The sequence below is a fragment of the Dokdonia sp. Asnod2-E02 genome (assembly GCF_045063915.1).
Classification (GTDB): Bacteria; Bacteroidota; Bacteroidia; order Flavobacteriales; family Flavobacteriaceae; genus Dokdonia.
On record NZ_JBEFNX010000005.1, the window covers coordinates 14,531 to 34,427 of the forward strand.

Sequence of the window (19,897 nt, forward strand, 5' to 3'; positions counted from 1 at the left end):
ATGCTATAACTTAAATTTAAGAAGCTTTTAACCCCATATATTAATCTTTATGCTTTCTGTTTAACGCTAGAGGTGTTACTCACGATTTATAAACGCACTTACTGTATCTATAAGCGCAGAGGCAATAGGTAAGGCGGTATTATTATATGTTTTTGAGTTTTCAAGATTGTCTTTACCTGTAATACGTAAGACGTGATTCATCCCCTCTATGTGGGATAAACTAGCTGCTGGAAGGGCAGCTTGTAGTTTTATAGCTTCTTCTGGAGAAGTTTGTAAATCATTTGTACCATCTATAATGAGAACAGGTATCTTAAGTTTTGCAATCTCTTCACTGGGGTTATAACGCATCCAGCTTGCCATAAATGGTTGCACGGCTGGCCTAAAAATAGATCCAAGGGCAGGAGAGTAGTCTTTTACCTTTCCTTTTTCTTTAAGTGTTTTAAAAGCTGTTGCCGCTTTGTCTTTAAGGTCTGGCATTTGCAATGCTATTTGATTAATAATAGATTGATCTATGGATTGTCCCGCTCCAGTGAGTGATATAAAACCACTTGTAGCTGTTTGTTGAGCAGCCACCATCCCTATGAGTGAACCTTGCCCGTGACCTATGATAAACACTTCTTTAAAACGCCCTTGTTTATTAAAGTAATCTATAACAGCCACTGCATCATCAATAAACATTGTGAAGTCCAGTTTATCTTCTTGAAGCGCATTTTTCTTTAGTAATGTAAGTACCCTCTTGTCATATCTAAAACTAGCGACACCCTCTTGAGCAAGACTTTCGGCGAGGAGTTTTAAGCTGTTATTACGCATCATTTGCTGGTTTCCATCGCGATCTGTTGGACCTGAGTCTGGAATAATTATCGCAAGTTTTGAAGTGGGAGTTTCTGGAGTGAGCAAGGTTCCATAAACCATATCTGTGATACGAAGGTCACTACTACCACTATAATTTTGAGAAAAGACACCAGTTTGTACCAGTAAACAAAGTATCGGTATAAGTAATTTTAGCTTTAGTGAAGTTTGCATTAGTATATGGAATTTATAGAGTTAAAGATAGTGTTGTTTACGCTTTCGCGAAAGCGGACTTATTCTTAATCTTTTTATAACACAGAAGAAGGTTGATTCATTGTACTTTTGCTCAAAATTTTATACAATGCGTTATTCTTTACTTTTAGTTTTTGTTTTACTTTTTTCACTACAAGCCACTGCTTTTGACTGGGGGAAAACGGGTCATAGAACCACTGGTGCTATTGCTGAAAAGTACTTAACTAAAAAGACAAAAAGAGCTATTGCAGAATTACTAGATGGGGAGTCTCTTGCACTGGTATCTACCTATGCAGATGAGATTAAGAGTGATAAAAAATATAGATCTTTTGGACCTTGGCACTATGTAAATGTACCTTTTGATAGTTCTTTTGAACAGCACCCTAGAAGTGAGAAGGGAGATATTATAAGCGGTATAGAGAAGAGTATAGCTGTTATAAAGTCTGACACTGCTACAAAAGAAGATAAAGCATTTTACTTACGTATGCTTGTGCACTTTATAGGAGATTTACACCAGCCACTGCATAACGGAATTAGTGAAGATAAAGGTGGTAACGATTTTCAAGTACGATGGTATAATGATGGTACAAATCTGCACAGAGTATGGGACACCCAGATGATAGAAAGTTACGGGATGAGCTACTCAGAACTTGCAGATAATATGCCTAGTCTTACTAAAAATCAAGAGAAAGCAATCGCCCAGGGTACTTATGTAGACTGGATGAAGGGTAGCCGTGTTCTTGTAAAAGAAATCTATGCAAATACTGAAAAAGGTGAAAAGCTAGGGTACAGATATATGTATGACTACTTTAATGTTCTTAAAGGACAATTACAAAAAGGAGGTATACGTCTGGCTACTTTACTTAATGAGATTTTAGGCTAGTGGTCTAGCTTCTTCTTGCTTCTTAAACTGTTTTGGGGTTAGATCGTTATATTTTTTAAAGATACGCGTGAGGTGACTCTCATCTGTAAAGCCTAGTTGATAAGCTATTTCAGACACTGTAAAGTCAGTATTTTTGAGTCTATACTTAACTAGCTGTATTTTATACATTAAAATATAGTGATGTAACGAGTCTCCAGTTTTCTTTTTAAAATAGGCGCTTATCCCACTGCTAGTCATATTAAACTTATCTGCAATAGCACTTATTTTCATAAGGTCTGTGTCATATACGTGCTGTCGTATATAATTAAGTAAAGACTCTATAGTGGTATGTTGATCTTTATTACCTGTTTTCTTAACAGGTTTAATATCTCTCAGAATATTTCTAGCAATAATACTCAAGGTGGTACTCACCATATTTGAGATATTATGCTTGTAAAATTCTTTACCCATCTCATACTCTTGTATAATTACATTGTGCATATGCCAGATGAGTGCCTTGTCGTAAGGATTTGTAATAATATCTCCCGGCATCTGGTTAGGACTATGTATAATACCTTCTATGCGATGTAGCCAGTACGACCTATCTGGTAGGTTCATTTTACTAGAAAATAATGACTCTGTAAATTGAAAATAACAAAACGAGGTAGTACCATCTATTTCAAACCAGTACTTATCTTCTGGTGCGATTAAAAATACATCACCTGTTGTATAGGTTACTATAAACTCGTTTACAAAATGACGACCCTTTCCTTCTTCAATAAAAATTATTTGAAAATAAGATCTGAGGTCTGTATCCTGATGCTTTCCAGTTCTCTCAAACTGTTTAATAAGGAAAGTGTCTTGTAGGCTAAATTGTTGCATATTATGACTAAGTAGGGGCTTTAAATAGTGTACCTTAAGATACAAATTTAATTTTAGATTGCATAATTACTGCTTATTATCAGATTGTTACAAGTTTTTTACAATTTTTTATCAATATTTTACTAGTTTGGATTTACTATGCGTGCATAGCTTTGCGCCCGTTAGAATAGACGAGTGTAAGAGTACAAAGTTTGAGGTATTGTCACGTTTGGTTTTAAGGTTAGTTGTTAGTTCCTTTTTGCTCTTACATTCTATATATGTTCATAATATATACACTGTTTATCGCTTAGGTTGACTTTTTTCTGAGTTCCCTAGTTTTTTAGTTAATGATTTTTTTTGGTGACAATACCTCTTTTTTAAATCATAACAGTATCACATCCCTAGTAGAGATGTACGATTATAATTATTTGATATACTGACTTAGAAGTAAAAAATTGATGCTTAGTAACCCCTAAATTACTTATTGTTTTAAGCTTCTAAGTCTTATGTAAATTGGCTTTCATCCCAAGAAAGAATTCATCTACTCGTGACTTTAATCGGGTAGATAACTAAGGCAAACGTACCCCCTAAGCGTTTGCTTTTTTTATTTTACAACCCTGAAGGTTAGATTTATACGCGGCATTACTTTTTTTGCAGTTTTTGGTACTGTATGCTGCCAGCACTCTTGCGTAAATCCTTTCATTAAAAGTAAACTTCCAGAGTCAAGCATAAGCTTTTTATTAATACTGTGATCTTTCTTATACCTTAGTTTAAAAGCTCTGGTTGCACCTAAGCTTACTGATGCTATTGCAGGGTTCTTGCCTAATTCTTTCTCATTATCTGAGTGCCACCCATTGCTGTCATTTCCATCTCTATATAGGTTAAGCAAGCAAGTAGAAAATGTAATACCCGTGATAGCTTCGACTCTTTTTTTTATTTCGCTTAAAGCGAAAGTAAATTCAAGCGGGTGCATCGTGATATTAGAGTAGGAGTAGGGTTTACCATTATTTCCATAAAGCGCAGTAAGTCTAGGTTGTGCATATGTTTTTCCAAAAACGGTAATATCATCTTGTTGCCAAGGTGTTTCCTTATAAAGTGTATTATAAAAATTTAGCGCCTCCTCTTTTAAGAGGAAGTCTTGATAGTAAGTGATATCTCCATCCGGAATATCAAGATGATATGGCTCGCTAGAAAATAATGACATTTATAAGTATTGATAAGCCCAGTACATAAGTAAAAACTGTAGTGGTAGTCTTAACCAAAGCAGCCAGCTTGGGAATTTACCTTTGTGCTTTTCATTAGTAATCATATCTATATGAACCGTAAAAAAAATAAGGAGCATTAAAATAATACCCCACACGGCAAATACTCTGGTAGTATCAAATAGAAGTCCCACACCAAGTACAACCTCTGCCACACCACTCCAGAATACCATCGCTTTCTTAAAAGGTATGTAAGGAGGCATTATTGCTCCGTAAACTCGTGGTTTTATAAAATGCATCACACCTGCAATGATGTACATTGCAGACATAATATATAAGTGCCAGATCATAAATTTCTTTTGTTTTAAAGATACGGACTAAGGTAGTTTTACGGTGTCTTTACTGGTTAAATATACTTCTTACTGCTCTCAACAACCGTTTCATTTGTAATCTGTAAATGTTTTGGTAGTCGGTTATCGCGAGGGAGTACGGCTAGGTAGCGGTCTGTATTGCTAGTAAATACATTTTTGTAAATAGGTTTTCTATTAAGATCGAGCATTATCACCAGCTCGTGTATAAACTCTTTGTGGTGTATGAGATCTGTACTACCTAAATGAAAGATACCGGAGAGTTTTCTATTTATAATATAATGTATCTGCTGGCGTAGTTTTGCATCTGTTGTAGTGTTCATCACAAGATGCGGAAATACCTCTATGGCATCACCTAGTAATAGCTCATTTTTAAGAGCTTGTATACGTGGCGAACCTACCCCAAAAACCATAGGCAATCGCACAATGGCATATTGCTCTTCTGGTAGATGTCTCATAAGGAGTGTCTCTACACGTATCTTTAATTTCCCGTATATGCTTTGTGAGAGAGTTTTATCATTCTCATAACTTGGGTAGTTTGAAAATGCGTCAAAAACATTTGCGCTTGACAAAAATATAATACGGCAACCAGTCTCTTGCGCATAACCCACCATAAGCTCGTGTGCCTCTAGCTGGTCTGAAAAAGGACCTCGCAGCGCCGAGATAATTACCGATGGTTGTACTTGTCGCAATAACTCATACACATCATCATTTACAAGGTCAAACTTTAAATAGTGCTTGTTATCACTATAAATTCTGCCAGAATGATAGGTACCGTAGGTGTTATAATACCTGTACAATTCCTTATATAGAGCATTGCCTAAAAAGCCACTGGCTCCTAGTATGAGTATCTTATCTTTTGACTTTTTAAATGCGATAGCTTACTTATTTTGTATAAAAAATCCCAAATTTCAAAAAGTAATCCTTTTTGAAATTTGGGATTAATCTTTCGGTTTATCTATCCTTTGTAAAATGGAGTCTTTACAACGGTTGCAGGTACTCTTTTCTTGCGTATCTGTATAAAGATTGCTGAGTCCGCTTTCGCGAAAGCCGTATCTACATACCCCATACCAATACCTTTATCTACAGATGGGCCCATTGTACCAGAGGTAACGTGACCTATTTTTGTCCCTTCTTCTGTAACGATATCATATCCTTGTCTTGGTATACCACGCTCTGTAAGTTCAAAGCCTACGAGACGTTGCTTTAATCCTGCTTCTTTTTGAGCCTTAAGAGCATCGCTATTTACAAAGTCTTTTGTGAATTTTGTTACCCAGCCTAAACCAGCTTCAAGAGGTGAAGTAGTGTCATCTATATCATTACCGTATAGGCAATATCCCATCTCTAGGCGTAAGGTATCACGAGCTGCAAGACCTATAGGTTTTATACCCCAGTCTGCACCAGCTTCTAGAACCTTAGTCCATAGTTGCTCTGCCTCTTCATTTTTACAATAGATTTCAAACCCTCCACTACCAGTATATCCTGTAGCACTTATAATAACGTTTTCAAGACCAGCAAAAGGTGCTACCTCAAAGGTGTAAAATTTGACACCAGCAAGATCTACTTCTGTAAGGCTTTGCATTGCCTCAATAGCTTTAGGTCCTTGTATAGCCAGTAGCGAGTGCCCTTCTGATATGTTTCTAAGATCTGCATTAAAACCTTTTTCTGCGTTTTGCTTTTCTACCCACGCCCAGTCTTTATCTATGTTGCTAGCATTTACAACGAGCATATATTGATCTTCTTTAATGCGGTAAACGATAAGGTCATCTACAATACCACCCGTAGCATTTGGGAAGCAATTGTACTGCGCACCACCTACTTTTATTTTAGACACATCGTTTGAGCATACCCATTGTAATAGGTCTAGCGCCTTTTCTCCAGAAACAAGAAATTCACCCATATGTGACACGTCAAAAACACCCACACCGTTCCTTACGGTATCGTGCTCTGCATTTACACCCTCATATGATACGGGCATATTATAGCCCGCAAACGGGACCATTTTTGCCCCAAGGGCTTCGTGTACTTTTGTTAAGGCTGTATTTTTCATATAAAATCTACTTCGTTTTGATACACAAATGTAAGGAAAGGTCCTTATTTGATAGATAAATTAAATCTAAATTATCTACGTATATCGAGAGCGATTTTTAAGCCTATTGTCGAGTAAGATTTTATGCTTCAGTGTATGTATTCATTTTTTAAAGTGCAGAGCTTAGCACTTTTTCCATCACTTCATAACCTGCTTTATTACAATGTACACCATCATAGGTGAGTAATGACTGCATCCCGTTTTGTGCATCTCTCATCACACTGTGATAATCTATGTAGGTATGACCATTTTTAAGTGCGTAGTCTTTGAGTAATGTATTGAGTTCTGTGATTTTTGTAGCAGGTAGTAAACCAGTTTTCCAAGGGTAGTCATATACTGGAAGAATAGAACTTAAGACCACATCGATATTATAAACTGTGGCAAGCTCTGCCATCGTAATAATGTTATCATAAATGGTTTGATTTGAGGTAACCCCAGTGTTACCCGCAATATCATTTGTACCTGCGAGGATAACCACTTTTTGGGGCGTTAGGTTGATCACGTCTTTTCTAAAGCGTAGTAGCATCTGTGAGGTGGTCTGGCCACCTACACCACGATTTATGTAATGAGGATTCTCTTCCCAAAACTCTGGACTTGTACTCGACCATCCCTCAGTGATAGAATCTCCCATAAAAACAATGCGTTGTGAGTTGTTTGTAGTTTTTAACCGTTCATTATCTTTTTCAAATTTTGTGAGTAGGCTGCTTTCAGAAAATTTAAGCCACTCTGGTGTGCAGTCTTCAGTGATTACCTCTGTTGTGTCAGCTGGATCACCTGTTTCTTTAGTATGTCCATATACCCACGAGAAGAAATCTGGCTCGTTAAAAGCATTTGTCCAGCTGTCGTGGTTTACGTTAGGATATAAAGAAAATCTAGGTGTTTGACCGTTTTGTAGCAACGATTCTACCATAAGTTGAGAGTAGATTACTGGCACAACAGCATCTACCTCTCCGTGAAAAATCCATACCGGTGTTTGTTGTGCCCATCTCGCAGTATTTGCAGGATAGCCACCTCCACATATTGCCGTTGCAGCCGCAAAGGTATCTGGCTTGCTGGCGAGCAACTCATATGTTCCCATACCTCCCATAGAGAGTCCACCTAGATAGATGCGATTATGATCTATATAGGTCTCGTCAAACGTTTCTTCTAGTAAGGCAGTAACCGCTTGCATTGCCCAAGTAGGAGTAGGGTTTGCAGGGTACTTAAAGACATTTTGGTTTTCTCCTCGTGTGACCTCAACATCTGCCCAGTAGTCACCTTTTGGACATTGCGGAAATATAACCACCGCAGGGTATTGCTCATTCATCTTTACAAAGAGATCACTGCCGTGTACAAGCTGAGCTTGGTTATCACTGCCACGCTCGCCTGCGCCGTGTAAAAATAAATGTAACGGGTACTTCTTACTCGTATCAAAATTCTCAGGGTACAGTATTCTATACGGAAGTTCTTTGCCTTTATAAGAGTAGGTCTTAGCCTCAAAGGCTTTTAGTGCTTCACTAGACACTTGTTGAGCAGACATTTGTAAAGTTATGATACATAGTAAAAGCGATATATAATATTTCATTGCACTAGATTTTTGGTCTATTATCGGGTATAACAACTGTAGAAAGTTACTATTTTTTTGCACGATAATGATGCAGCTACCAGTATGATGGATGAAATGGGGTTATACACGCTTTCGCGAAAGCGTTATTCTAACAAATAATTTTTAAGTTCTTGATAATCACTTATGGCGAGGGCGTCTTTTTGAGCATTCATAAGTTCTTTTATTTGCTCTGGAAGGGCTAGCGGTCCTACTACTGGCTCTACAGCTGGTAAAAATTTTATGGGATGCGCTGTTTCTAAAAAGATACCGTGCGCATCTGGGTGGTCTTTAAGGTATTCTTTTAGCCCCAAGTATCCCACAGCACCGTGTGGATCTGCAGTGTAGTTGTGTTTCTTATATATATCAAGCATCGCACCTCTAGTGGCATTATCACAGTATGAATATGATGAAAACTTAGTAGATAAAAGCTGTCTACTATTTTCAAAAAGCTGAAGCACTCTCACAAAGTTGCTAGGGTCACTTACATCCATCGCGTTGCTTATGGTAGGTACGGTAGGAGTAGGGCTGTAATCACCCGTTTTCATAAACCTAGGGATAGTGGTATTACTATTTACAGCAGCTACAAAGTGATGCACGGGCATCCCCATAAGGTGTGCCACCATACCAGCACAAATGTTTCCAAAGTTACCACTAGGCACGGAAAACACAATCTTATGTGCCTTGCCCTGTTTTTTTAATTCTTTATATGCAAATAGATAATACAGTGATTGTGGTAACCACCTAGCAACATTAATACTATTTGCAGAGGTAAGCTGTTTTATACTAGTAATGTCTGTGTCTAAAAATGCTCTTTTTACCATAGCCTGACAGTCGTCAAAGGTGCCGTCTACCTCTAGAGCAGTAATATTTTCTCCTAGCGTGGTGAGCTGTCGCTCCTGCACGTCAGACACTTTACCAGAGGGGTAGAGTATGACTACTTTTATACCGGGTACTTTATAAAAACCTCTTGCCACAGCGCCGCCAGTGTCACCACTGGTAGCCACTAGTACGGTTACTTCTTCTTGCTGGTTTTGCTCTTTAAGAAAATGACCTAAACATCTAGCCATAAAGCGAGCACCCACGTCTTTAAATGCCATTGTAGGCCCGTGAAAGAGTTCAAGCGTACCTATATGGTTTGTTATGGGAACGATAGGAAAGTCAAACGATAATACATCTGCTACAATTTCTCTAAGCGTAGTCTCATCCATCGTGTCACCTACGTACGGTTGCATCACTTGGTAAGCAATCTCTTCTTTAGACAGCTCTTCTATAGTTTCCCAAAACTGCGTAGGTAGTGTAGGTATGCGCTCAGGGAAATACAGTCCTTTATCTGGCGCAATTCCTTTTATAACTGCGGTGTCAAAGGTTACCTGTGGTGCTTTATTATTGAGACTGTAATAGTGCATTATTAAGAGAGTTACTTTATTGTTATAAGGTGTATCATTAAAAAGTAAATCTAATAGGTTTTGCGGGATTTTTCACCATTTTACCGGTAAAAGGATAGATGTTAATAGAGAATTATAAACTCATTACTAATTGAATAACAGTTATTTGTATAAAAAAATAAACGCTATTCATAAAGAATAGCGTTTGAGATTATATTTTGTTATTGCAAGCTTACTCTGCAAATGTTCCATCTGCAGGTTTTTCAAATAGATTTTTATCTAGTTGAGTAGGTGTAGCTGTGGGTTTTGTAAAGTTCATTGCGTTGCGCATCTCGGTAGGTTGTCCTTCCTCTACATTATACCATTGTAGCTCACTAGGGAGTTGTAATCCATTTACTTCTTGCCACTTGTCATATTTAATGTAGCTGTAACGCTCGCTCGGACCTTCCTTACCATAGGTAACTGTATATGCTAGCCACGCCATTTGGTTTGTACTAGGATCTCTGTAGATGATATAATTATCATCAGACGCGTCACCTACACCGTCCTCAAAGCTAATTTTTGTACCAGGGTAATCTACACCATCTTTAGATAGGGCAGGAGCCTCACTATACGTGATACCTTCATCACCTAGTACAAACGGCATTGCATAAAAGTAAAACATAAGATTGTGGTAAAAACGTGCTCTTTCTGGCTTAAAAGCAAGACTATCTTGCTTGAGCCATACTTTTTCTCCGTCAAAACCTAAAGTATATGCTGGTGTCTCGATACGTGTTTTTCTAGATTTTAAATCAACAGTATGTACTTCTTCTATATCACCTTTAGGAAGTGTAAAGCATAAGTTGTTCATTGCATTCCAAGCGTCAATACCTCCGTGCGCTTTAAAAATAGCGGCTATATCTTCTGGATATTCTCTTAGCGGTGTCTCAGCTACAGTTTCTTCTGTAATGGTAGTTTGCTTTGTTTCTGTCTTGCAACTTGCGAGCAGTACGATAGCTGCTAGTACGAGTAGATTGTTTTTCATTTTGAATTGGTTATAATTAGCTTGTTTTGTAGTAAAAATAGGCGATTACTTACAAAGGAGTTTAATCTTCTTCGGTGAGTTTAAAAAAATCGTTTACGGGTTTATTAAAAAGCGCAGATAGTTTTAAAGCAAGTACGGTAGATGGTACGTACCTATTCTTTTCTATTGAGTTTATAGTTTGTCTTGAGACGCCTATTTTTTTTGCGAGATCATCTTGAGTGAGATCTAGTATAGCGCGTTCTACCTTAAGAGAGTTAGTCATTTGCAGCGCTTTTAAAAACGTGAAAAACTAATATCTGGCAAAATAGTAATACCCATAGTACAAAGAAGTCGTTTACCGGTTTTAGTGTTGACCCACCATCTACTATAGTCTCAGCACCTAGCGTAATAAATGGCATAATAAGCGTTTGTATCACTCCTAGTATAAAAGCAATCATATATGACTTCATACGCATACTCTTGATAAACTCATCTTCTATAGGCTCTTTGGCTAGAGAGACCATAAGTAAACCTATGAGCATCGTGTATTTTACAATTATCACTATTGTTGATTTTAGACTTTCATCTGTGGTTATTATGCTAGATGCAAATAGCGATATAAAAGAAATTATAAATAGTACCCAACCCACTTTTTTAAAATGATGTGGTAGTTGAAATTTATTAACCTTCCCTAGACTCTTGCGCTCGCACGCAATAATTTTCTTTATACTCATACTGATTTTCTTTAAGTAATTACAACTTAACTTTCCAAAATGGAAAGATATTTTATTATAATGTCAAATATACTTTACATTTTGTAATTATCAACTATTTTGAGCAACTATTTATCTAATCTTCAGAATATTCTACATTTGCGCTATGTCAAAATATATTTCTAGTCTTCAAAACCCAACGGTAAAACGTTTACTTCAACTTCAAGAAAAGTCACGCACTCGTAAGAAGGAAGGTGGTTTTATAATAGAAGGTAAACGTGAGATTGAGCTCGCTATCGCTGGCGGCTATACCATTACTGAGGTGTATTATGACGAACAACTCATAACGCTATCTTTGGTAGAAGAACTTGTGGGGACCAAGATATCCCTTACGAGCCTAGCAACAGAGGTATACAAGAAAGTAGCTTACAGAGCAGGTACTGAGGGGGTGATCGCTTTCGCGAAAGCAAAAAAAACCACATTATCAGAATTACAATTACCAGTAAACCCACTCATACTAGTTGCCGAAGCGCCAGAAAAACCTGGTAACATAGGCGCACTACTTCGCACAGCAGATGCTGCCGCGGTCGATGCCGTTATTATAGCAAACCCCAAAACAGATTTATATAACCCTAACATCATACGCTCCAGTGTGGGGTGTGTGTTTACAACACAAATCGCTACTGGGAGTACGGAGGAGGTTATATCTTTCTTGCAAAAAAAGGATGTTGCTATATACAGTGCCATATTACAAGAGGCGGTAGACTATGCAACGCAGGCATATACAGGTGGTAGTGCTATTGTAGTAGGTACAGAGGCTACTGGTTTATCTCCAGAGTGGAGAACGGTGGGTACAAATATTAAAATCCCTATGCGTGGTAAAATAGACTCTATGAATGTATCTGTAGCAGCGGGAATATTAATCTTTGAGGCTAGAAGACAGCGCTCATAGAGTAAAGATTATTCTATAATCTCAATAGTCATATACACATTTTCTAGTGGCCACTCACTGCCGTCTACTTCTAGTTTATTAATTTCATCTATCACGCTCATACCTTTAGTCACGTGGCCAAAAACGGTGTGGTCTCCATCTAGGTGATGTGCACCGCGAGAAGGTTGTACTATAAAAAACTCAAAAGGAGCGGTTGCATTACTTACATTTTGCTCGGTATACTTAGCAGAAGAAAAAGCCCCTCTAGTATGCGTGTGTGAGGAATTTGCCTCATTAGGAATCAAGTAACTCCCAAAGCTTGACCGGTTGCGCGCAGTACCTTGTGTGTCATTATTACCACCCTGCACAACAAAGTTAGGCGAGACTCTATGAAACTGTGTTGTGTTAAAATAGCCATTCTTAACCAGCATAATAAAATTTGCTCTGTGTAGTGGTGTGTCCTCATAAAGTTGTACCTCAATATTTCCAAAACGAGTTGTGATTCTCACCTTACTCTCAGGGTTGTTTTCTCCATAGGTAGTAAAGAAATCAATAACGTCTTCTTGCCCTTTTATAGTAGGCTCTTTTATGGTACCCATATCTGGTGAAGGATCTTGTTCATCAAGAGTTTCTATAGGTGTGATGGTATCTTGTATCACAACTTTTTTGGCTACAGATTTACTTTCAGATTTCTTATCTTGACAACTTGTGCTTAGAGCAAAAAATATAATAATCCAGACAAAGGTGCGCATATATGAAGTTTGAGTCATTTTTAGAATTAGTTTCAAAAATAAGAAAACTACCGCTTCCTGGGCGTGATGTACAGCTTGAGATGGCACCACAAGAGCGGCTTAAAGAGCTAAAGGAAGAAGATATTGCAAAGCACAACCCTAGACAAGCTGGTGTGATGTCCCTTTTTTACCCTAATAATGAGGGGGAGACAGAGCTTATACTCATACTACGTAAGACCTATAAAGGAGTACATTCTAATCAGGTAGGGTTTCCGGGAGGGAAAGTTGAGCAAGAAGATAGAGACCTCGCACATACTGCCTTGCGTGAGACAGAGGAGGAGGTAGGTGTTGCTCAAGATGCGGTCACACTCGTGCGTGAACTTACTAATATTTATATACCACCCAGTAATTTTTATGTACAATCATTTATAGGCTACGTGCAACATACTCCCGCTTTTAAAGCTCAAGAAACAGAGGTAGAAGATCTCATACCCGTACCACTCTCAGAATTCTTGTCTGATGAGGTTGTAATTACCCAGCGCCTCACTACCTCGTATATGGATGAGGTAGAAGTACCAGCCTATATGTTGCAAGGTCACGTAGTGTGGGGAGCTACTGCAATGATGCTCAGTGAGGTAAGAGCTCTTGTTAAGAAATCTTTAATATTGTAAGGTCTTTTGTATATTTACAGGCTGTTTGTAACCAAGTACGCTTTCGCGAAAGCGCACTCAAACGCACACAACTTTAAACTATTAAATGGGGCTATTCAAAAAAAATCCATTTGGACATATACTATTCTTAAAACGCTGGCTCATTCGTATTGCAGGAGCAATGACACACAGGCGTTACCGCGGCTTTAATGAGCTGCAGATAGAAGGTTCAGAGATACTCACAAATTTACCAGATACTAACGTGCTTTTTGTGTCTAATCACCAGACCTACTTTGCAGATGTGGTGTCGATGTTTCACGTATTTAATGCGAGTCTAAGCGGTCGCACAGATTCTATAAAAAATATAGGGTACCTCTGGAGGCCAAAACTTAACTTATACTACGTTGCAGCAGGCGAGACAATGAAGGCTGGTTTATTACCGCGCATACTGGCTTATGCAGGAGCCATTACCGTGAGTCGTACCTGGAGAGAAAAAGGTAAAGAGATAGAACGTCAAGTAAACCTTAAGGATACAGAAAACATAGGTATCGCTCTGGATGATGGCTGGGTAATCACCTTCCCACAAGGAACCACAAAACCGTGGAAACCTATTAGAAAAGGAACTGCGCACATTATTAAAAATTACAAGCCTATTGTAGTGCCTATCGTGATAGATGGTTTTAGAAGAAGTTTTGATAAGAAAGGTTTGCGTATTAAAAAACGTGGCATCTTACAGTCTTTTGAGGTAAAAGAACCACTAGAGATAGATTATGAGAACGACTCTGTAGAGAAGATTGTAGAGCAGCTAGAATATGCAATAGAGCAACATCCTTCTTTCTTAAAAGTGATCCCTACAGAAGAGATAGAGGCAGAAGAAGCACTCAATAAGAAAAGACAGTGGGAATACTAGCCTAGTCTAGAAATCCAACTAAAAAAGTAAAGCGAGAATACCAGTAGGTATTCTCGCTTTTTTTATGGTAAGGCAACAGCTTGACCTATTGCCTTGTATAGAAATTTAAACCCCCTACAGTTAAATTTCTAATTTCTTAAGTTCTCTATAATTTCTATTGAGCTTTCTTAATAATAACCCATAAATAATTCTATAAAGCCCCCATAGTAATCCAAGGGCTATAGTTATTACAATAATAAACTTGAGTGAGAGATACAGTAAATTCTCATCTGCAAGGGCTGGGTTATTTTGTATCATAATTGCATAAGCAATAGTAGAGGCAATCGCTACAAATGCCATACTAAACCAGATGTAGTACTTTACCGTATTACGCGTTTTGATAATATTTTTCATTAATACTTTTGCAGAGTCTGTCGCTTGTATTTTTTTGAAATTTTTATAAAACCACACGGCAAAAACCACAAGAGCCGTAAGATGCACAACAAGTACGATAGTATCAAAGGTTTGTAACCCAAACTGTTTTTCAAAAGCTTTTGTCTCATTGTCGTTAAAAGCAAATGAGAGTACAATCCAAAAAGCAAATTCTATAAGACTTACAATAAATATAAGCTTCACTATAGAAGAAGACTTCTTAAGGAGCATAGGGTACAAATCTTCCTTTGTGTATTTAGGAAGAGTATCTTCTTGTTTTTGCCAATCTTTTTTTAGCAATTCTAATTCGTCTACCATATGATTATGGGTTTAATATTTTCTTGAGTTTTTTCTTCACTCTATTCATCTTTACTCTAGCATTTACCTCTGTGATACCTAAGGTTTCTGAGATCTCGCTATAATTTTTATCTTCTAGATATAAAAACACAAGTGCTTTATCTATATCGTTAAGCTCCTTTACAGCACTGTACATTAACTTTAATTGTTGCTCTACCGTATCATCATACTCCTCAGAAGAGATGCGGAACATCACAGAGTCAAAATCTTGTGTTTGTACCGTTCTCTTAGACTTACGATATAAAGTGATGGCAGTGTTGAGACCCACTCGGTACATCCAAGTACTGAATTTTGAATCTCCTCTAAACTTAGGGAAGGCACGCCATAACTGTATCGTTATCTCTTGAAAGAGGTCATTGTGCTGGTCACGATTGTTTGTATACAACCTGCATATTTTGTGCACAATATTCTGGTTCTCCTCCAGTAGGGTAACAAATTTTTCTTCGGTGGTTTTGTCCAATGGTTGGTGGCTTTGTTATCTATAAGTAGGTTATTCTTACAAAGTGTTACACGCTGTTGTAAAAAGTTTTTTTATTTATTGAAGGACAGTGCGTTGGTGTGTGGTTTTCTTTGTTACGCTTTCGCGAAAGCGTACTAATATCTGTTTTCTTAAAAAGAAAAAGCTCCTTTACCCAAGATAGGTAAAGGAGCTTTAATAGTAATTGTTTTTACTTAGTTCTTGATAATCTTCTGGCTTGTGCCATCTTCAAAGTTTACAATATAAACACCTGTAGTAAGTGTACTAATGTCTGCCTGTGTTACTTCCTTAGACGATATTAATACTCTACCTAAAATATCTACAAGTGTAAAGCTTGTGTTTTTTGTAAAGTAAAGTGTGTTACCTACGGTAGGGTTAGGGTAAGCCACTGTCTGACTAGCTTCTGCATTAAAGTCATCTGTTGTAAGTACATCATTTGCGAGAGTGTACACAGATACTGTAGAGCTTACCTCATTTGCCACAACTATAAGTCCCGTGTTTGTAGCGTTATCTTCTGGCTGTATGTAAACAATTCCCTCTGGAGCAAGATCACCTGCAGGATCTTCGGCATCTGGTGTTACATCGCGATTATTTACATAGGTTTCAAATACTGGCGCCTCTGGATCTGAAATATTAAATACAGCTACACCACCTATGCGCTCAAGACCTACAAAGGCATACCAAAGGTCATCTATCATTGCAAGGGTTACGGCTTCTGGTTCTGGTCCCTTATCATCAGATCTGTTTTTAAACGCATTTTGATCATCTGTAGCGTTAAAGATGGCTCCGTATACTTCATCTTCAGAAGTTATGCGCTCTAGTAAATCTCCACTGTCATAAACAATAGCACCTGTCTCTGCATTAAGAATAGCAAAAGAACGTCCACCATAAGAGTAAATCTGGTCTATATCTCCATCACCATCTATATCACCAGTAGCGTTTGTTGTTTTAAGTCTTCCCAGTGTTTCATTTTGTTGTAAGATACTTGCGTTAGGATATGCAGTAGGATCAAGGTCAAGATCTTTTACACGCTCTTCTTCACTGTAGCCATCATAATCTCTTGAGTCACCTTCATTTGCAATTACAAGGTATTGTGTGCCATCTACAGTATAGTTTGCAATAGCATCTGGTTGATACATTCCTAAAGTTTGCCAAGTAGACATAAAGACAAAGTCTAAGCTGTTTGAAGCATCTATAGCATTTTCTGGCAATTGGTGATCTTTATATCCATAAGGTATTATAGATGTAATCGTTGCAGCAGCTATATCTACTACCGCATATGCGTTGTTTTCTTGAAGTGATACATAAGCAGTAGCACCGTCGTCACTTACAGTAATATATTCTGGCTCTAAGTCTTGTGATACAGTTGCTCCTGGACCATATATACGAACCCCAGCATCTGTAAGTTCTGTAAGTTGTGAATCAAAACTTGTAAAAGAAAGCGAAGTCACATCATCTTGTACCACAGCCGCAGCGCCAGCAGCAAGGTCTATAATTGATACAGATCCTTCTGGGTCTACTGTATAATCTGCATTAGGCTCTCCTTCATTTGCTACGAGTACTTTTGATCCATCTGGAGTAAACGTTAACATATCTGGTAAAGACCCTACCATTACATTTGATAAAACTGTACCGTCTGTATCCATAAATACAACTTGACCATTACTTTGGTCTTCTGCACGTACAGCTACCGCTACAACACCATCATATGAAGATACGCTTGTTACCTCACTACCGTACGTGTCTAAAACAATAGAGTTTAGTACAGTAAGAGCAGTAGGGTCTGTAAAGTCTAAAATCTCTACAGCAGCATCACCAGCATTTGATACAAACAGCCTGCTTGATCCAGCGTCAAATGTTATAATCTCAGCTCCGTTTACTTCTATGTTATTTGAGAATACCATACCTAGGGTATTTGTTGCTGTAGGGGCGTGAGCCTCATCATCTACTACATATATTGCGTGTGATACTGTCTCACCCCCTGTAGCTCCTGTAATATCTGTAAGACTTAATGATACATAATAGTCTATAGAAAGGTCCTCATTATCTACAGGTGTAAAAGTTACTTGCTGTGTGGTAGCCTCACCTGTTACAAAGTTTACAGCATTATCTACTGTAAAAGATTCATTCTCATCATTTGTATAACTTACTTCTACTACAGCACTTACGGTTGCAGACTCAGATATTGTAACTTCTAGTGTTACCGCACCTTCGTTTTCTGTAAGTTGCGTTTCTTCTTCTGTAAAAGTAATAGTAGGTAAAGTGGTTGTTGCAGCTTCATAAGCAGCTATTGGCCACGCGTTTGTTGCTGTTGCTTGTGTAGCCATATTATCATCATCATTTTCATTAGGCCCGCTAAAGCTCCAGTTTGCAATTACAAAAGTACTTCCATCTGGTCCTGTTTCATTTACTCTAGAAGCCCATCCATCTAGGTATTCCCAAGCTTCTCCATTTCCATCTACGTTTATATCACCAAAGGTGTCAATAACCGCATCATTCATAAAAAGCTCTACGGCATCATCTCCATTTATACCAGCAGCACCATTTACATAATCTGGATCAAAACCAAAGAACGTATTAAAGTTAGGTTGCTCAGACGCGATGTATATAAAATCTCCGGCAGCTGCGCTTCCTTCTAGGCTAAGCTCAACACCATCTGTACCGCCTCCATTATTTGCAGAGCCAACACCATATATAGATAGGTCAGAAATGTCATTAAGTACATAAAGCTCTATAGCTTTAGGAGTTCCTCCAGATAGAGGCCCGTCATATACGCCCGTAATGATGAGGTCTTGAGCTTGTATACTACAGCTCAATAAGAATGTAAAAAGTAATAAAAAGTAATGTTGTTTCATCTGTGTGATTTTTGTGGTTGATTAATCCCTTAAAAGTAGAAATCAACACACTAGATGATGAAATGTAAACGTTAGTAAACCTTTACGTTTTGAGAAGTTTATCGCATATTTTACGTCTATAAAACCCTATGATAACTTAAAATTAAAACAAGGTTATTCGAGACTATAACGGCTACTATATTCTGAATTATAAATAATTACGCTTTCGCGAAAGCGTAACTACATCAAACAAAAAAATCCGCTGCCCTTTCAAACAACGAATCTTTTATGCAATCTTGAATTATAACGGGATAAAAGTATATCTAGAGCGTTACTCAATTGCAATGTTAAGGTTAAGAATGTATTAATACTTGGCCCTCATATAGGTAATCGCTCGTTCTATAATCTGTTTAAGTATGTCCAGATCTACATCTGCTAGTTTATTTATATACAGGCAGGCTTTACTCGTTTTATGTTTACCTAATGCCGGCAGAAGGTCATCTATAACACCAAAACCTGGCATAATATATATGCTCAAATTTTGCTTGCGAGGAGAAAACCCCAACATAGGCCAGTGTGCTTTTCTTCCAGAGGCATACACCATCTCATACTCATCATACCCTATAATACTATCTCCCCACATTACCGGCTTTTTTCCGGTTACGGTTTCTATAAGCTCAAGTAAGTAAAGACTGTCTCCTTTGCGTGTGGTGTGTGCAAGAGCATTTATGAAGTCTAGCGGAGATTGGTCATTTTTTTTAGTTTTTACGTCAGACACGGTGTAGGTAATTTTAAATTAGTTTTTCTTCCAGAGTGCATCTATTCCTTTACCTTCAAGTATAAATGGGATACAGCGATCTAGTCTCTTGCGCTTTGTGGCCTCTTGCTTTGCCTCATTTATATAATCTGCATAGGCGCGTTGTTTCGCTTTTGTGAGTGCAGTAAAATGTAGTTTAAGCTGTGCATCGTTATAGAGTTGATTTTTAAGCATTGTAGGCAATAGCACTTTCTTTACAGAGCGCACCACAGGCATTTTTTTACCATCTCGAGCATTTTGTATAGCCTCATCTACATAAGATGTAATGAGTTTTTCATCTATAATATCATCTTCTGTAAAGTGTAAGTGGCGCATTGCCTTGGTTTTTCCTTCTTGTGCATTACGCAGTATCTTACCAGCATCTGTAAGATAGACACCTTGATAAAACCATAAGCCATAGTGCTGCTTAAAAGAAGCAACACCTACTACATTATCATTATTAATGGTATAAACTGGCATTCCCCATTTTACATCTTCTATCAGATCTGTACTCTTGAGAAGCGCTCTTATTTTCTTTAAGCTCGCTAGCCAAGGCACTTCTTGATTATAAAAATTATTCAGCTTTTCATCTTTAGTCATAACCTCAATGTACAAAATATTACAATTGAGTTGCAGATTATGACGGTTGGGAGTATTACGCTTTCGCGAAAGCGGGACTCCCTTCATATT

The 19,897-nt window shown here is 37.8% G+C and carries 21 protein-coding genes; 4 read left to right on the forward strand and 17 right to left on the reverse strand.

Annotation, left to right across the window (positions count from 1 at the left end):
* Positions 1-75: 75 nt before the first annotated feature.
* Entirely contained in the window at positions 76-1,023 is a 948-nt protein-coding gene (locus ACJJVM_RS00080) for an alpha/beta hydrolase (protein ID WP_405210356.1), read from the reverse strand.
* A 127-nt stretch (positions 1,024-1,150) separates the two neighbouring features.
* On the opposite strand from ACJJVM_RS00080, the gene ACJJVM_RS00085 reads away from it, so the two are divergent.
* Positions 1,151-1,924, forward strand: a complete 774-nt coding sequence (locus ACJJVM_RS00085) for a S1/P1 nuclease (protein WP_405210357.1) — start codon at positions 1,151-1,153, stop codon at positions 1,922-1,924.
* On the opposite strand, the gene ACJJVM_RS00090 is transcribed toward ACJJVM_RS00085, so the two are convergent.
* The 10 genes from ACJJVM_RS00090 to ACJJVM_RS00135 form a co-directional block, all read right to left on the reverse strand.
* Complete coding sequence (locus ACJJVM_RS00090) at positions 1,916-2,785, reverse strand: AraC family transcriptional regulator (RefSeq protein ID WP_405210358.1); 870 nt, start codon at positions 2,783-2,785, stop codon at positions 1,916-1,918. The genes ACJJVM_RS00085 and ACJJVM_RS00090 overlap by 9 nt on opposite strands.
* A 583-nt stretch (positions 2,786-3,368) precedes the next feature.
* Positions 3,369-3,968, reverse strand: coding sequence for an alpha-ketoglutarate-dependent dioxygenase AlkB family protein (locus ACJJVM_RS00095; protein WP_405210359.1), 600 nt, complete (start codon positions 3,966-3,968; stop codon positions 3,369-3,371).
* Complete coding sequence (locus ACJJVM_RS00100) at positions 3,969-4,316, reverse strand: MauE/DoxX family redox-associated membrane protein (protein WP_405210360.1); 348 nt, start codon at positions 4,314-4,316, stop codon at positions 3,969-3,971.
* 56 nt (positions 4,317-4,372) lie between these two features.
* A complete protein-coding gene (locus ACJJVM_RS00105; protein ID WP_405212150.1) occupies positions 4,373-5,185 on the reverse strand; it encodes a sugar nucleotide-binding protein in 813 nt (270 codons plus the stop codon).
* Between the two features lie 107 nt (positions 5,186-5,292).
* Positions 5,293-6,384, reverse strand: coding sequence for a glycine cleavage system aminomethyltransferase GcvT (gene gcvT / locus ACJJVM_RS00110; protein WP_299150002.1), 1,092 nt, complete (start codon positions 6,382-6,384; stop codon positions 5,293-5,295).
* Positions 6,385-6,532: 148 nt separating this feature from the next.
* Positions 6,533-7,987: a GDSL-type esterase/lipase family protein gene (locus tag ACJJVM_RS00115; protein ID WP_405210361.1), complete on the reverse strand. Its 1,455-nt coding sequence runs from the start codon at positions 7,985-7,987 to the stop codon at positions 6,533-6,535.
* A 125-nt stretch (positions 7,988-8,112) separates the two neighbouring features.
* Positions 8,113-9,414 (reverse strand): threonine synthase, encoded by a 1,302-nt coding sequence (thrC, locus tag ACJJVM_RS00120; RefSeq protein ID WP_405210362.1) that lies wholly within the window; start codon positions 9,412-9,414, stop codon positions 8,113-8,115.
* Positions 9,415-9,625: 211 nt separating this feature from the next.
* Positions 9,626-10,417, reverse strand: a complete 792-nt coding sequence (locus ACJJVM_RS00125) for a DUF6503 family protein (RefSeq protein WP_405210363.1) — start codon at positions 10,415-10,417, stop codon at positions 9,626-9,628.
* Positions 10,418-10,478: 61 nt separating this feature from the next.
* Positions 10,479-10,679: a helix-turn-helix transcriptional regulator gene (locus tag ACJJVM_RS00130; protein WP_298351303.1), complete on the reverse strand. Its 201-nt coding sequence runs from the start codon at positions 10,677-10,679 to the stop codon at positions 10,479-10,481.
* Positions 10,672-11,130 (reverse strand): hypothetical protein, encoded by a 459-nt coding sequence (locus tag ACJJVM_RS00135; RefSeq protein WP_405210364.1) that lies wholly within the window; start codon positions 11,128-11,130, stop codon positions 10,672-10,674. The genes ACJJVM_RS00130 and ACJJVM_RS00135 overlap by 8 nt, the downstream gene beginning before the upstream one ends.
* Positions 11,131-11,275: 145 nt before the next feature.
* On the opposite strand from ACJJVM_RS00135, the gene ACJJVM_RS00140 reads away from it, so the two are divergent.
* Positions 11,276-12,061, forward strand: coding sequence for a TrmH family RNA methyltransferase (locus ACJJVM_RS00140; RefSeq protein WP_405210365.1), 786 nt, complete (start codon positions 11,276-11,278; stop codon positions 12,059-12,061).
* An 8-nt stretch (positions 12,062-12,069) separates the two neighbouring features.
* Here ACJJVM_RS00140 and ACJJVM_RS00145 read toward each other — a convergent pair whose 3' ends face one another.
* Positions 12,070-12,810: a peptidylprolyl isomerase gene (locus tag ACJJVM_RS00145; protein ID WP_405210366.1), complete on the reverse strand. Its 741-nt coding sequence runs from the start codon at positions 12,808-12,810 to the stop codon at positions 12,070-12,072.
* On the opposite strand from ACJJVM_RS00145, the gene ACJJVM_RS00150 reads away from it, so the two are divergent.
* On the forward strand, positions 12,795-13,442 hold the full coding sequence (locus tag ACJJVM_RS00150) for a CoA pyrophosphatase (RefSeq protein ID WP_298351292.1): 648 nt from the start codon (positions 12,795-12,797) through the stop codon (positions 13,440-13,442). The two genes, ACJJVM_RS00145 and ACJJVM_RS00150, sit on opposite strands and share 16 nt — an antisense overlap.
* An 85-nt stretch (positions 13,443-13,527) precedes the next feature.
* The gene (locus ACJJVM_RS00155; protein ID WP_021779427.1) at positions 13,528-14,331 is read left to right on the forward strand and encodes a 1-acyl-sn-glycerol-3-phosphate acyltransferase; all 804 of its coding nucleotides are present in this window, start codon (positions 13,528-13,530) and stop codon (positions 14,329-14,331) included.
* A gap of 120 nt (positions 14,332-14,451) precedes the next feature.
* Here ACJJVM_RS00155 and ACJJVM_RS00160 read toward each other — a convergent pair whose 3' ends face one another.
* From ACJJVM_RS00160 to ACJJVM_RS00180, 5 genes are all read right to left on the reverse strand, one after another.
* Positions 14,452-15,060: a hypothetical protein gene (locus tag ACJJVM_RS00160; protein WP_298351286.1), complete on the reverse strand. Its 609-nt coding sequence runs from the start codon at positions 15,058-15,060 to the stop codon at positions 14,452-14,454.
* 4 nt (positions 15,061-15,064) lie between these two features.
* The gene (locus tag ACJJVM_RS00165; RefSeq protein ID WP_038596653.1) at positions 15,065-15,559 is read right to left on the reverse strand and encodes an RNA polymerase sigma factor; all 495 of its coding nucleotides are present in this window, start codon (positions 15,557-15,559) and stop codon (positions 15,065-15,067) included.
* 212 nt (positions 15,560-15,771) lie between these two features.
* Positions 15,772-18,432, reverse strand: coding sequence for a choice-of-anchor I family protein (locus ACJJVM_RS00170; protein WP_405210367.1), 2,661 nt, complete (start codon positions 18,430-18,432; stop codon positions 15,772-15,774).
* Positions 18,433-18,775: 343 nt separating this feature from the next.
* A complete protein-coding gene (locus ACJJVM_RS00175; RefSeq protein ID WP_405210368.1) occupies positions 18,776-19,189 on the reverse strand; it encodes a DUF1801 domain-containing protein in 414 nt (137 codons plus the stop codon).
* 18 nt (positions 19,190-19,207) lie between these two features.
* Positions 19,208-19,894: a YdeI family protein gene (locus ACJJVM_RS00180; protein WP_405210369.1), complete on the reverse strand. Its 687-nt coding sequence runs from the start codon at positions 19,892-19,894 to the stop codon at positions 19,208-19,210.
* Between the last annotated feature and the right edge of the window lie 3 nt (positions 19,895-19,897).